This is a genomic window from Sphingopyxis sp. JAI108 (assembly GCF_013410105.1).
In the GTDB taxonomy this organism is placed as follows: domain Bacteria; phylum Pseudomonadota; class Alphaproteobacteria; order Sphingomonadales; family Sphingomonadaceae; genus Sphingopyxis; species Sphingopyxis chilensis.
Map to the genome: position 1 here is coordinate 159,854 of NZ_JACCCJ010000003.1, position 12,848 is coordinate 172,701.

General features: G+C 61.2%; 11 protein-coding genes and 1 pseudogene. 4 read left to right on the plus strand and 8 right to left on the minus strand.

All coding sequences use genetic code 11. From position 1 onward, the window contains the following. Positions 1-158 precede the first annotated feature (158 nt). On the minus strand, positions 159-1,016 hold the full coding sequence (locus HDC29_RS15405; RefSeq protein ID WP_179499173.1) for a transporter: 858 nt from the start codon (positions 1,014-1,016) through the stop codon (positions 159-161). A 341-nt stretch (positions 1,017-1,357) separates the two neighbouring features. After that, positions 1,358-2,041 carry a PilZ domain-containing protein gene (locus tag HDC29_RS15410; protein ID WP_306455592.1) on the minus strand — a complete coding sequence of 228 codons (684 nt, stop codon included), beginning with the start codon at positions 2,039-2,041 and terminating at the stop codon, positions 1,358-1,360. Positions 2,042-2,939: 898 nt separating this feature from the next. Between HDC29_RS15410 and HDC29_RS15415 the strand changes: the two genes are divergently transcribed. Beyond that, the gene (locus tag HDC29_RS15415; RefSeq protein ID WP_373562819.1) at positions 2,940-3,287 is read left to right on the plus strand and encodes a response regulator; all 348 of its coding nucleotides are present in this window, start codon (positions 2,940-2,942) and stop codon (positions 3,285-3,287) included. 69 nt (positions 3,288-3,356) lie between these two features. Here HDC29_RS15415 and HDC29_RS15420 read toward each other — a convergent pair whose 3' ends face one another. From HDC29_RS15420 to HDC29_RS15430, 3 genes are all read right to left on the minus strand, one after another. After that, entirely contained in the window at positions 3,357-5,162 is a 1,806-nt protein-coding gene (locus HDC29_RS15420; protein ID WP_179499175.1) for a PAS domain S-box protein, read from the minus strand. Between the two features lie 117 nt (positions 5,163-5,279). Next, the gene (locus tag HDC29_RS15425) at positions 5,280-5,861 is read right to left on the minus strand and encodes a cupin domain-containing protein (protein ID WP_179499176.1); all 582 of its coding nucleotides are present in this window, start codon (positions 5,859-5,861) and stop codon (positions 5,280-5,282) included. Between the two features lie 157 nt (positions 5,862-6,018). Further along, positions 6,019-6,279 carry a cupin domain-containing protein gene (locus HDC29_RS15430; protein WP_179499177.1) on the minus strand — a complete coding sequence of 87 codons (261 nt, stop codon included), beginning with the start codon at positions 6,277-6,279 and terminating at the stop codon, positions 6,019-6,021. Between HDC29_RS15430 and HDC29_RS15435 the strand changes: the two are divergent. After that, positions 6,264-6,353, plus strand: a pseudogene (locus HDC29_RS15435) (integrase catalytic subunit); the annotation flags it as partial. The gene HDC29_RS15430 and the pseudogene HDC29_RS15435 sit on opposite strands and share 16 nt — an antisense overlap. Positions 6,354-6,703: 350 nt before the next feature. On the opposite strand, the gene HDC29_RS15440 reads toward HDC29_RS15435, so the two are convergent. Continuing rightward, positions 6,704-7,348 carry a sigma-70 family RNA polymerase sigma factor gene (locus HDC29_RS15440; RefSeq protein ID WP_179499178.1) on the minus strand — a complete coding sequence of 215 codons (645 nt, stop codon included), beginning with the start codon at positions 7,346-7,348 and terminating at the stop codon, positions 6,704-6,706. Positions 7,349-7,670: 322 nt separating this feature from the next. Between HDC29_RS15440 and HDC29_RS15445 the strand changes: the two genes are divergently transcribed. Both HDC29_RS15445 and HDC29_RS15450 read left to right on the plus strand, forming a co-directional pair. Further along, positions 7,671-9,824: a catalase gene (locus HDC29_RS15445; protein ID WP_179499179.1), complete on the plus strand. Its 2,154-nt coding sequence runs from the start codon at positions 7,671-7,673 to the stop codon at positions 9,822-9,824. A gap of 3 nt (positions 9,825-9,827) precedes the next feature. Beyond that, positions 9,828-10,877 (plus strand): glycosyltransferase family 2 protein, encoded by a 1,050-nt coding sequence (locus HDC29_RS15450; RefSeq protein WP_218844651.1) that lies wholly within the window; start codon positions 9,828-9,830, stop codon positions 10,875-10,877. Positions 10,878-10,921: 44 nt separating this feature from the next. Here the strand turns inward: HDC29_RS15450 and HDC29_RS15455 are convergent, their stop codons facing one another. Both HDC29_RS15455 and gntA read right to left on the minus strand, forming a co-directional pair. Then, positions 10,922-11,515 carry a DUF1989 domain-containing protein gene (locus HDC29_RS15455; protein ID WP_179499180.1) on the minus strand — a complete coding sequence of 198 codons (594 nt, stop codon included), beginning with the start codon at positions 11,513-11,515 and terminating at the stop codon, positions 10,922-10,924. Further along, a complete protein-coding gene (gene gntA, locus HDC29_RS15460; RefSeq protein WP_179499181.1) occupies positions 11,512-12,186 on the minus strand; it encodes a guanitoxin biosynthesis heme-dependent pre-guanitoxin N-hydroxylase GntA in 675 nt (224 codons plus the stop codon). Before gntA ends, HDC29_RS15455 begins: the two co-directional genes overlap by 4 nt. Positions 12,187-12,848 lie beyond the last annotated feature (662 nt).

Here is a 12,848-nt window from a genome sequence, read left to right on the forward strand (position 1 = left end):
ATCATTGCCGGAAACCGGAGTCCGCGGCCTCGGCGTGGTGCCGGTGAGGCCGCCTTTGCCTGGCAAAGTTCAGGTGCTTCCCGAAACTTGATTGGCGGCAAAGCAGGAATCGAGAACCCCCGAAAGCGAACGGTGAAAATCGGTGTCAATGCGTCCGTCTAGAAGCCCGCGCCGATCTGCAAACCCAGCTTCATGTCGGGAGCGCCCCGGCTCAACCCGGCTTCGCCCTGAAGTCGCAGTTGCAACTTGCGTCCCAGCGCAACGCCAAGGCCAAGGCCGATGCCCTGGCGGTCGGCCAGTGCCTGTGAGGCCGATTGTTCGTATGAATAGGACAACGCCGCGGATGTCCCGGCAGAAAGCGCCACACGCGTTCCCGCGGTAGCTGACAGAGTATTGCGCACCGTAAAGCCCTCGGGTTTGCCGAGGATCGAATAGCCGACCGCGGCAAATGGCGTGACCCCGCCGCGCAAAGGTCGCGCGAGGCTCGCGTTGACCGCATAATCGACCTTGCCGGTGCCGAGCCCCTTGGCCCGCGAGGCCGTCGGCAATTTCACCCCGCCGCCGAGCGAAGCGGCAAAACCGGCGAAGGGTAGCTCATAGGCCGCCTGCAAAGTCGCATCGCCCAGTCCCTCGCGGCGAGTCCTTACCGTCTGATTGCTGTCGTCCGCGAGGAACTGCGTGCCAAACAAGCCACCCTGACTGATCACGACATCGACCGGCGCAGTGGTTCGAAGGTACGGAATGGCAGCAGCCACCCGCACTTGTCCTGTGCGCGTAGCGACACCGATCAAAGTCGAAACTGTTTCGACTTTCGCGCCGGTTCCATAATCTCCCCGTTCGTAATCCACCCCGGCGAAAATCTCGGCCGCTTGATCATCAAGCGGCGAGGGACGGGGTTCCAGTTCTTGCGCTCGTGCGGAGGACTGGATGGCAATCGAAAGCGTCGTAGCGGCTAGAATAACGGCGGCGATCGGACTTCTGCGCACGGGCTGGCTCTCCTCTATCGCGGCGATCATCGCCGGACTCTCGTCGGGATAACGAATGGCGGGTGCACTTTAATCCAGCGATGCCTGATCTTTTGGCGTTACCGCCAGCCCCGCATCCATGCCCGCCCGGCCGACTCACCGTTCGCATCGAAAGCGATGGCACCGACGTTCGTTTTCGCCAGGAAGAGTGCCGCGATCCCCGGCCGACGCGAATGGCGGCGCAAGCCGCGCGCGGACGAAGGGTTGCTCATCGACAGCTTACGGCTGAACACGTCGCACCGCGCCAGGCAACGTTACAAATGCCAGGGCGCTGCAGCACTATTTGATTAGGGAAACGTCACGGGCGGTGGATGAATCCAAATTTGGAGGCGTCATGTCTTTGGCCTGAAGCGTTCCACACTTTCCAAAGCCTGTCTTGGGAGCGGTGAAGTAAACCACAAGCCGCCGCGCCCGTCTGCTACCCAGCGGACGAGAGCAGAGCGCCGCTCGCCGTCGCCAGGAAGGACAAGATTGATAAGCTGCCCGGGCTCGAGCAGGGTCCGGCACCGGAATCCGGCTCCATTCTTTGATATGTCGACGAGATCGATCGGGAACGCGTCGCTCGCAGTTATAAGCATTGCTTCCGCATCGACCGGCAGCCTCAGCGCACGATAGCCCTCCGATTGCTGCTGCCTCGCAAGATCGGCCAGCGTTTCTTCCACGTCGATAGGCTCGGAAAATGCAATTCCGCATAGCCCATTGTCAGCCCACACTATCCGCCCGGTGACGACGGTGTCTTCGGAAAGGGCAATTTCCACATCTTCGCCGCCCCCGACATCGACGCTTGTCTGAAGCATCATCCCCTTGTTGGAGATGTTTCGCACGAGCCAGAGGCCGATGTCCGTTGCCCGGCTGACGCGCGCTATGCGGCACACACTTCGATGACGATTGCCGCTCCGACGGTCGGCTGCCGCCAAGAGCCTGCGCCGATCGCCGTCGGGCCCGCGGAGATACTTGTCTGCCAATCGCATCCCTCTCACACGCGCAAGCAGCCCTTCGCAGAACACGCGCGACATTTAAATATGAGACGATAAATTTCGCCATGAATGCATCCACGAATTGGCGTCAATACGCGGCGTGAGCTGGTCCAAGGCATGTATGCGTAAAGACGCCGAAACGGCAACATACGTATGCACAAGATTTTCTACTAAAAGTAGTAGGCAATTTTGTGTGCACTTGGCTTACTAAGCATCTGCTGTAGTTACACTTATGTCAATTGCATGGGGGATCGTTCTGCAGGCTTTCATTAACAATTGCGCTCCACCAATTGTCCGCCGACTTCGGTGTTATGCCACTTGCCTCTGGCGAAATCGGTGAGCTAGTTTGTTAGTACCGCGAGGAATCGCGGAGTGTTTCGCTTTGACCCATGAACCGAATCCGCACTACGAACGCGATCCCCTGAGCGAGCCGGCCGATAGAAGTAAGGCTGCTTTCGGCACGAAAGTTAGCGAAGCAGCCTCCGCCCGCATTAGGCTGGGTGTCGCTTCTCGCTGCGCGACGTGGGGGGACCACGCAATCGGCGAAGCACGGCGCGGCTGACGCGCGATATACAAAGGCGGCGTGCGTGACCAAAGAGGAACGGAGCAGTACGCACACAACCGACCCACCTTAGTAAGCGGTGCGGGAAGAAGCCGTTTGCCCATGGAAGAAGGAAAACGGATCGCATTATGGTCCGCTCCCTATCCATCGCGGAGCCGTGGGCGTCAAGAAACGTCATTCGCGCGCTCAGCGGCAGGCCGTACTCCGCGAGCGTCACAACAGTCTCGCCCCGAGGGTTACCGAGTTGATTTGAGATTGAAGAAATCATCGCTCGGAACGAAACTCGGCGCGGTGGATTGACCCGGTAAGAAGCTGGGAGGAACTGTCGGGGTGATTGGGAATGACGCTGCCGCGCCCTCGGTCGCGGCGATATTGGTGGTCGAGGACGACGCCATATTGCGGATGAGCGCGGCCGGAATGCTGGAAGATGCCGGATACAGGGTCTTCGAGGCAAGCTGTGCGTCTGAGGCGCTGGAAATCCTGCGGGCGGATTGCGGCTTTCTCGCGATATTGACCGATATCGAAATGCCGGGATCGATCGACGGGATCGCCCTAGCCCACAGGATTTATGCGGACTGGCCGGACATCGGCGTTATCATAACCTCCGGGCGCTTTCAGCCGGGCTCGGATGAATTGCCCGAAGGTGCAATATTCATCGGCAAACCTTATTCGCGGACCGATATCCTCGGGTGCGTCCATATGCTGACGCTGCCGCGAGACTAGCCGCGCGAGCGGCTCATCGTCAATTTCGCATTTGAACGGCGCCGATGATTTCATTTCAGAGGGAGCCGGTCACCCATTGATGCGATGTCGTGGCAATCCTAGCCTAATTTCCAGGCCATCGCTTTTGAACTCGCGAGAAAAGCTGCCGCCGAATGGCCCCTCGATCGTTGCCCGCGCAAGCCGGCTGCCAAAGCCATCCTCAGATGGCCCTCCGCTGCCGCCCGGCTTGTCATACTCGCGCCAGTCAATGCAGATGTTGTCGCCTTCGGCGCGGCATTCGATCCGTACCTTTCCTTGTGCAACCGCCAACGCGCCATATTTCAACGCATTGGTCGCGAATTCATGGAAAAGAAGCGCGAAGTTCGTGACCGTCGCCGGGCCGATCGGGAAGTCCGGCCCGGTCACGGTGATACGGCCTTCGGTCTGATCGCATAGATAAGGCTCGGTCACCTTGTAGATCAGGGCATGAAGCGTCGCGACCTGTTCCGATTCCCTGTTCGAGCCGTTCGGCATTGTCAGGGAATGGGCCCGGGCAAGCGCGCCAAAGCGGTCCTGAAGATCCGATACCAGGTCGGATACGGACGCCGCCTCACGGCCGCTCAAGGTTACCATGCCGTTAGCCAGCGCGAACAGATTTTTGATGCGGTGGTCCATTTCCCGGAGCAGGAGATCTTTCTGCTCTTCCGCACGGCGTCTGTCGGTGATGTCGCGAGCAATCTTCGAAGCCCCCACGATCATCCCGGTTGCATCGATGATGGGAGAGACGGACAGCGAGATATCGACCAGCGAACCATCCTTGCACCTGCGCATGGTTTCGTAATGCTCGATGCGTTCGCCCTGGCGGATGCGCGCAAGAATCTTCGGTTCCTCGTCCCGCCGATCCTCGGGTATTAGGATCGCTACAGGCTGTCCGATGACTTCCTCGCCGGGGTAACCGTAGAGCTGCTCCGCTCCCCGGTTCCAGCTAGTGATGATCCCTTTCAAGTCCTTTGACAGGATGGCGTCGTCCGAGGATTCCACGATGGCGGCTAGCCTTTGCACGGCAAGCGCAGCTTCCTTTCGGCCGCTGATGTCCACGAGCATGTTGACCGCGCCCGTCATGCGGCCCGCCTTGTCAAAGAGGGGCGTAGGATGCGCGAGAAATGGGACGCGTGTTCCATCCGGCCTTTCGGCAACGGCTTCTTTCCCTTTTACCGCTCTTCCTTCCTTCAACGCCATCGCCATCGGACATTGATCGTGAGGCAGAGCGGTCCCATCCGGCCAATAAAGCTTCCACGAGCCACAAAACTCGCTGCGGTGGAGTTCTGGTCGAACGCCCCATAGCTCGGCGGCAGCTTCGTTGAAAAAGGTGATCCTGCCATCGAGGTCGGTCGTGTAGATCGCTGCCGGGAGAGCCTGCAGGACGCTCTCCAACTCGCCCGCCCGGTCGACCGTTCGGACGCCTTCCCGGACCGGAAGCCCATCGTCGCGGAACATATTGACCGCGCCCGTCACCTCGCCGCGGACATTTTTCAACGTCCTTATGGTCACGAGCACCACGATCCGGCTGCCGTCGGGGCGTTCGATCTGGATGCGTTCGTCGCGGAAATTTTGGCCGGTGGTGAGGGCGATGGCCATGGGACACTTAGCGGAAGGAATATGCGTGCCGCCGAGGTCGAGAAGTCGGTAAGAGCCGCAAAACCGTTCGCCGGGTTCACCCGGCTGCGGCTTGCGTCCCCACAAAGCCGCAGCCGCTCGATTATAGCGGACGATGAGGCCTTCCGCGTCGCAAGCATACACGCCGACAGGGAGGCTATCGAGCAGCAGATCGTCGCCCAGTTCGCTGGGCAGGGACTGGATGAAAGGGGACGCGCGCGCCGAATCTAACAGGGACATGATTTTCTCCATTTCATCCAAAAATTCTGTGGTGCCGCCTCCGCCGCGAGCTCCCTTTTCCTGCGTTCAAGGCAGGGGACCGCCCAGCCAAGCGCGATCGGGGAGCGGGATTCATCTTCACCGCAGGACATCCCTGGTGCTGGTCACGAGGACGCAGGTGCAGCCCGTTTCGCTCCAGACGTGCTCGTCGCTCGCGCCAGGCGGACCGTAATTGTAGTCGCCGGGCAAGAGCTTGCGCTCGTCGATCCATAGCTCGCCGTCGAGAAGATGCAGTTCCTCCACCCCGGCATGCGTGTGCGGCGGATAGCTGGCGCCGGGCGCGACGCGCACCAGCATGCTGATCCGCTGCCGTTCGGCGTCGGCCGCGAGCAGCTTGCACTCGATCCCCGGTGCGACCTTCTCCCACTCCGGCTCGGACCATTGCCGCGCGGGCGGTGGCACGGGATCCGCGCCGGTATCTTCCGCAATGCGAAGCGCCAGCCGCTCCTGAAGCGATCGTGTCGGACGAAGCACATCGGTGGGCCAGGCGACGAACCGGTCGATGACGGATCGCAGGCTCTCCAATTCCCGCTCGCAATCGCCGCACGACGCAATATGCGCGCGGGCAATCGCCGTCTCCTCTACAGGCTGGGCTTGCAGGGCATAGGCGCTCGTCAGCTCGCCTTGTTCGCAGCGCTTCGGGTCCGAGTTCGGGTCCATAACCCTAAAACGTCAAACGCGAGCTTTTGGATTGGCTCGAGGTTCTGGCGAAGACGAACGAGACGGAAACTCCGGCCGACTGACGAGCCAAAAATCTCCTATGTACGAACAGACACTCCGAACACCGGTAAGCGCGACAACTGGACGGCCGAGCATTTCACCGCAGGACATCCCTAGTGCTGGTGACGAGGACGCAGGTGCAGCCCGTTTGGCTCCAGACGTGCTCGTCGCTCGCGCCGGGCGCGCCGTAATTATAGTCGCCGGGCAAGAGCTTGCGCTCGTCGATCCACAGCTCGCCGTCGAGAAGATGCAGTTCCTCCACCCCGGCATGCGTGTGCGGCGGATAGCTTGCGCCGGGTGCAAGGCGGACCAGCATGCTGATCCGCTGCCGTTCGGCGTCGGCCGCGAGCAGCTCCATCGCCAGTGTCGCCCTCCGGTTCCGCTTCGCTCCACCTACGGCCGACACTGGCGATGGAGACGTCAATGCACTAACAATCTACCCGGACTACTCGGTGGGGGCCGGCCACACTCGATCCCCGGCGCGACCTTCTCCCACTCCGGTTCGGACCATTGCCGCGCGGGCGGTGGCACCAGCTCCGCGCTGGTTTCTTCCGCAATGCGCAGCGCCAGCCGCTCCTGAAGCGATCGTGTCGGACGAAGCACATCGGTGGGCCAGGCGACGAACCGGTCGATGACCGGCCGCAGGCTCTCCAACTCCCGCTCGCAATCGTCACACGACGCAATATGAACCCGGACAGCGGCCATCTCTTCCGCAGGCAGGGTCTACAAGGCATAGGCGCTCACATGCTCGCTTTGCTCGCAGCGCTCCCTATGGGTCCCGGTCATAGTTCCCCCGCTCCCGCAGTCAGCATATGCCGCATCTTGTACAATCCAGAACGAATTCGCGTTTTGATCGTCCCCAGCGGCTGATCCAGCCGCACCGCGGCTTCGGCATATGTCAGCCCGGCGAAGAAGGTCGTTTCGATGGCCTGCCGTTCATCCTGCGTGAGCACGGACAGCGCCGCGCGCAGCGACTCGCCCTGCTTGCGAAGCTCGAGGATGTCGTGAGGGTCGGGCGCTGGCTCCGCCGCCGGTTGCTCGCAATTGTCGGGAGTACGCTTTTTGCGATTCTCGAAGCGGAGGCGATCGATCGCCCGCGAACGCGCCTGGTTCATGATCCAGCCGAGCACGGTGCCATTCGCCGCATCGTAGAGCGTCGCATCGCGCCAGACATTATGGAAGACATCGATGGTCACTTCCTCGGCGGTTTCCCGGTTAGAGGTGATACGCAGCGCCAGGGTGAAGACGACACGATGCGCCCTCTCGTACAGCGCATGCAGTGCAAGTTGATCCCCCACCGCAATCGATTGGACAATCGCCACCCATTCCCGCTCATCCACCGGAGGCTTGGACTTGGCGTATAAGACATCACCCAAAGTTGCCGGCGCCATTTGTTCCTTTCTCCCGATCATGGCATTTGTCGCCATCTATGGAGGCTTGGCAATCTATTTCGCCAACTGATCCAGTTCGCGATAGTTCGACCTCGTCTGTTCCGGCCCGGACGTCGGCCGCGAGCAGAGCACGCGGTCCGGTCCGGAATCGCCGGCAGCAGCATGCCGGACCTTTTTATCTTTGCGGATGCAATCAGGGGCTCGATCAGGTCGGCGGCAAATGACCCGAAGGAGATGGGTTGCCGGAACTTTCGACCATGCGGGGCGTAACGATCTCACAAGGCCGGAGCCGTCGAAAACGCTCTTGTTATCCATAATTCTGCTGCTCCCCGCCATGTCCAACATGGAGAGAATCATCATGCCCGCCCGCCAGAACAAGTCCGCCGGTTCACGCAAGAATGTCTCCGCTAAACCCGGCGCGAAACTTGAGCCGAGCTATGTCGAGGAGCAAGGCGTCGGCGGCGAGACCCACCAGATTGCGGGCGGCGAGATCGAGCCGCTCACCACGGCGCAGGGCGGACCGGTAGCGGACGATCAGAACACGCTGCGCCACGGCGCGCGCGGACCGGCGTTGCTCGAGGATTTCCACTTCCGCGAGAAAATCTTTCACTTCGACCATGAACGCATTCCGGAACGCGTCGTCCACGCCCGCGGCTATGGCGCGCACGGTTATTTCGAACTGACCGACAGCCTCGCCGATGTGACACGCGCCGATGTTCTTCGGCGCGTCGGCGAGAAGACGCCAGCCTTCGTGCGTTTCTCCACGGTCGCGGGCAGCAAGGGCTCGTTCGACCTCGCCCGCGACGTGCGCGGCTTCGCGGTCAAAATTTACACCCGGGAAGGCAATTGGGACATTGTCGGCAACAACATCCCGGTCTTCTTCATCCAGGACGCGATCAAATTCCCCGACCTGGTTCATTCGGTGAAGCCCGCCCCCGACCGTGCCTTCCCGCAGGCGCAGTCGGCGCATGACAATTTCTGGGATTTCATTTCGCTGACTCCCGAGAGCTTTCACATGATCATGTGGACGATGTCCGACCGTGCGATCCCCCGCTCGTTCCGCTTCATGGAAGGCTTCGGCGTCCACACCTTCCGCCTGCTCGACGAGAAGGATCGCTCGACCTTCGTCAAATTCCACTGGAAGCCGAAGCTCGGCCTGCAGTCGGTCGCCTGGAACGAGGCGGTCAAGATCAATGGCGCCGATCCCGACTTCCACCGCCGCGACCTGTGGGACGCGATCAACAGCGGCGACTTTCCCGAATGGGAGCTGGGCGTCCAACTCTTCGACGAAAAGTTCGCCGAGACGTTCGCCTTCGACGTCCTCGATCCCACCAAGATCATTCCCGAGGAGGAGGTCCCGGTGCGCATCATCGGACGGCTGGTGCTCGACCGGGTCGTCGACAATTTCTTCGCCGAGACCGAGCAGGTCGCGTTCATGACCCAGAATGTGCCGCCGGGGATCGATTTCTCCAACGATCCGCTGCTCCAGGGCCGCAACTTCTCCTATCTCGACACGCAACTCAAGCGGCTCGGCAGCCCCAACTTCACCCATATCCCGATCAACGCGCCCAAATGCCCCTTCGCCCATTTCCAGCAGGACGGGCATATGGCGATGCGCAATCCCACGGGGCGCGCCAATTACGAACCCAACAGCTGGGGCGCCGAAGGGGGCCCGCGCGAGGATCCGGTGCGCGGTTTCCGCAGCTTCGCCGCGAGCGACGACGGGCCCAAGGCCCGGCTGCGCCCCGAGAGCTTCGCCGATCATTACAGCCAGGCGCGGCAGTTCTTTATCAGCCAGACGCCCATCGAACAGAAGCATATCGGCGACGCGCTGGTGTTCGAGCTGAGCAAATGCGAGCGCTCCGACATCCGATCGCGCGTCGTCTCGCACCTGATCCATATCGACAAGGGCCTTGCGGCCACCGTAGCGGACGGGCTCGGCCTCGACCTTCCCCAGCCCGCCAAGGCGGCGAACAGCGTGATCGGCGACCTGCCGCCTTCGGATCCGCTCAGCATCGTCAAAAATGGCCCGGAAAGCTTTGCCGGCCGCAAGCTCGGCATTCTCATCACCGACGGAGCGGAGGCCGCGCTGTTCAACGCGCTCGTCGCGGCGATCGAAAAGGAGAAGGCCGTTTATGAGGTCATCGCCCCGAAGATCGGCGGCGCGACCCTGTCCGACGGCAGCAAGGTACCGGCGAACCAGAAGATCGATGGCGGCCCTTCGGTCCTCTATGACGCCGTCGCGGTGATCGCGTCGGACGACGGCGCGGCGCTGCTGGCGGGAGACGCCACGGCGAAGGACTTCGTCACCGACGCCTTCGCGCATTGCAAGTTCATCGGTTATTCGCCCGAGGTCATGCCCCTGTTCGAGCGAGTGGGCCTGGCAGGCGATCTCGACGAGGCCTGCATCGAACTCGCCGCGAAAGGCGATGCGTCATCGTTCATCGGGGCTTGCCGGGCGATGCGCTTCTGGGGCCGCGAGGCGAAGGTGGACTTAGACGCAAAGGGATAAGCGGTGCCTTTCCATCACTCGCCGGTGAACGCCAGCTATGTCCTCCCTATCGCCGCGAAAACCGCTCAAGTCCGCGCACTGACCGGCTATCTCCATCGACTCGGCCGCGTCGTCGATGATGTGATCGTCGTCGACGGATCGCCCGACGAAATATTCGAGGCGCACGCACGTGCCTGGTCAGGGCCGGTGCGGCACATGCGCCCGATAGCGCGAACGACGAACGGCAAGGTTGGCGGCGTGATGACGGGCGTGCTGGCCGCACGCCACGAACAGATCATCGTCGCCGACGATGACGTGCGCTATCGCCAGGCCGAGCTCGAACGCATACTGTCCCTGCTGCGGCATTTTGAGATCGTGCGTCCGCAGAACATCTTCCGTCCCCAACCATGGCATGCGCGCTGGGATGCGGCGCGCAGTCTCCTGAACCGTCTGGCCGGCGGCGATTGGCCCGGAACGCTCGGCGTGCGCCGATCGGTCTTGCTGGATGCAGGAGGCTATTCGGGCGAGGTGCTGTTCGAAAATCTGGAACTGGTCCGCACTATCAAGGCAGCCGGCGGACGCGAGACCGTGCCGCTTGATCTGTTCGTTGCGCGGCGGCCACCGCCAGTACGGCACTTTTTCTCGCAGCGCGTTCGCCAAGCCTATGACGAATGGGCACGACCGGCACGCTTCGCCGCCCAGTTGGGCACCGTGCCCGGGGGCGTGCTTCTGACGCTCGTTGGCGGACCGGTCGCGCTCATCGCCGCCGCCGCTTGCGGCGTCGCGGCCGCCGAATTCGGCCGTCGCAAGGCAAATGGTCGAACCGCTTTCTCTCCGGCCAGCGCTCTTTGGGCACCCGCCTGGCTTGCCGAGCGTGCCTTCACCTCGTGGATAGCATTGGGCACAGGGCTTTTTCTGGGTGGCGTGCGCTATCGCACCACGCGGTTAAAACATGCGGCTACGCCGCGCCGCCTACTCGAGCGGAGGATCCAGGAAGCGCGCGACAGTGGCGGAGAAGATGCTGCGGATCAGCGCGGGTCAAGAACCGGACTACATTATCCTGCTGTCTCCTGACACAGCTTCCAAAGCGACAATGCGCGAAGAAGTGCTTCGGATAGTCAGTCTCGCGCGATCGCGTACCGGATCGGTTTGAAGCTTCCGCCATTCGAATCAAAAGCCGAACAGGCGGTCATGCCGATGACAAGATCCATAAGCGCCCGAAAGCGGATATTGTCGTTCGGTTTGCTGAGCGGTGGCAGGACGCGCAGTCGCCCGGTTTCCCCGTCGACGGGCACGTTCATGAAGATATTGAATGCCGTTGGAATGCCGTCGGCCCCTACGCCGTAGGGCGCCAAGGCCTCGGCCAGATTGCCCAGGCACCCGCGGTGCACGGGTTTGCCGGAATAGAAGTGGCGAAATGTCGCTTCGCTGCACGGAGTGAGCAGAAAGTCGTGGCGGCCCACCATGTCCGCGATAATCTCGAGCATTGGCTGCGATCTGTTCGACCACAGCCGATTGCCCGTTGTCAGCAGCATCGTCTCTTCATAGTCGAAGGTCCGGCCGTTCGAAATGGCTTCCCTCACATCGATCTGACTGAACGCCACCAGATCGCTGACCTGCTGACCGCACGGGTCGATCACGGTCAGGGCCGCGCCGGCTGGTAGCAGAAAGGCAGTCCCACTCCTCGGAGGGATTTCCATCATTTCCGTCATGCGCGCGGATCCTTGAACGGACACTGCCAGTCCGGGCCCACCACCCGTCCGCTATATTGCCTGGCCTCGCTGACTTCGCCGTGGCGCGCCAGCATGGGGTTATGCGACCCCGCCAGTTTCCCGTCGCGCTCGAGAATGCGTTGACGCATGCGCTCGTATCGGCCTTCCTCGCGGAGGCGCTCGAACTGGTCGTGCAGGTTGAAGACAAGCGTGGGCGCAGGAAACCGGCGCGCGGGCCGAGAGGCATTGGGATGGAGCCCGACGACGAAAAATGCCTCGCCTCCGAAACTCAAAGAAAAATGCGGATCGTCCGCATCCGGACTGACGCGATGGTCGAATGGCTGGCCGAGCCAGTGATCCTTGTCGGCGAAGGACTGGATGCGTTCCCACATCGCCTTTTCGAATGCAGTTTCGTCCAGATTCAGAGGTTCTTCATAGACAATAGCAAGGCTCCGCAGGCCTACGGGCCTTCGCCGGTACTCAGTTGCCCATTCCATAATCTCGGTGTAGATTCTGATATCATCCCAGCTACTGACAAGCGAAGTACAAGAAATGACTTTTAATGTTCCGCGAGCCAAGGCAGATTTTGCACCAAGGCATGGAAAGTTATTCTCATCTACTGTTTCAAAAATTCCATTCTCAAGCTTAACGTGATCAGCGGACTCAATCATTTCTGACGCCCTCTCCAATCTTGTATTGGCCTATTGTTCATTTAGCTACAACACAACGCCGCCGCTCGCCGAGAGTTCCGGACGGGACGACCTGCTGCGAAGCGCGGCACAAACAAATTATGGAAGGCGTCTTGATCCCCGGGATGGCAGTGCCGGCTCTTGCGTGCGAGAGCATGATGCGCACCTCAGGATCGTTGGAGAGAGATAGCTGCTCTGGCAGCAGCACCCGCCGGAGTTTGCGCAGCCCGCCACCACGGCTGGCACACTGGGGACGATGGGCTGTATGCGGGGTGTTGAAGAGCGGAGCAACTTAGATATCAGGTAATTTCTGACTTCAGGACGGAGAAGACTGCCCGGGAGCCTCCTTATGCCACCGAAAGGAAGCGGGTTGCGCGTCGATTTACCCTGATACTTAGACAAGAGGCGATTTTCGCGGCTGGGAATGTTATTCGCGCCGCAATCGTCATATAAATGCTGCCTGGTCTTCGAGCGGATGCTATCGTGACGTCCAAGCAATGCGGCGATCCAACTCTCCATGCTGGGCACCGCCGCGATCTTCGTGGCCCAATGCTGCTACGGCTTTGATCGGGCGCAAAACCCGCGTTCTTTGCCCTGGGAGTAACGTCAAATGGCAAGTTCCAGAGAGTTATAACAATGGTGTG

What these genes read in the sequence shown, in the direction of transcription:
- HDC29_RS15445 (WP_179499179.1), top strand. Translation starts at nt 7,671, where the DNA reads ATGCCCGCCCGCCAGAACAAGTCCGCCGGTTCACGCAAGAATGTCTCC.
- HDC29_RS15410 (WP_306455592.1), bottom strand. Translation starts at nt 2,041, where the DNA reads ATGTCGCGCGTGTTCTGCGAAGGGCTGCTTGCGCGTGTGAGAGGGATG.
- HDC29_RS15405 (WP_179499173.1), bottom strand. Translation starts at nt 1,016, where the DNA reads ATGATCGCCGCGATAGAGGAGAGCCAGCCCGTGCGCAGAAGTCCGATC.
- HDC29_RS15420 (WP_179499175.1), bottom strand. Translation starts at nt 5,162, where the DNA reads ATGTCCCTGTTAGATTCGGCGCGCGCGTCCCCTTTCATCCAGTCCCTG.
- HDC29_RS15430 (WP_179499177.1), bottom strand. Translation starts at nt 6,279, where the DNA reads ATGGAGCTGCTCGCGGCCGACGCCGAACGGCAGCGGATCAGCATGCTG.
- HDC29_RS15455 (WP_179499180.1), bottom strand. Translation starts at nt 11,515, where the DNA reads ATGACGGAAATGATGGAAATCCCTCCGAGGAGTGGGACTGCCTTTCTG.
- HDC29_RS15425 (WP_179499176.1), bottom strand. Translation starts at nt 5,861, where the DNA reads ATGGACCCGAACTCGGACCCGAAGCGCTGCGAACAAGGCGAGCTGACG.
- HDC29_RS15440 (WP_179499178.1), bottom strand. Translation starts at nt 7,348, where the DNA reads ATGGCGACAAATGCCATGATCGGGAGAAAGGAACAAATGGCGCCGGCA.
- gntA (WP_179499181.1), bottom strand. Translation starts at nt 12,186, where the DNA reads ATGATTGAGTCCGCTGATCACGTTAAGCTTGAGAATGGAATTTTTGAA.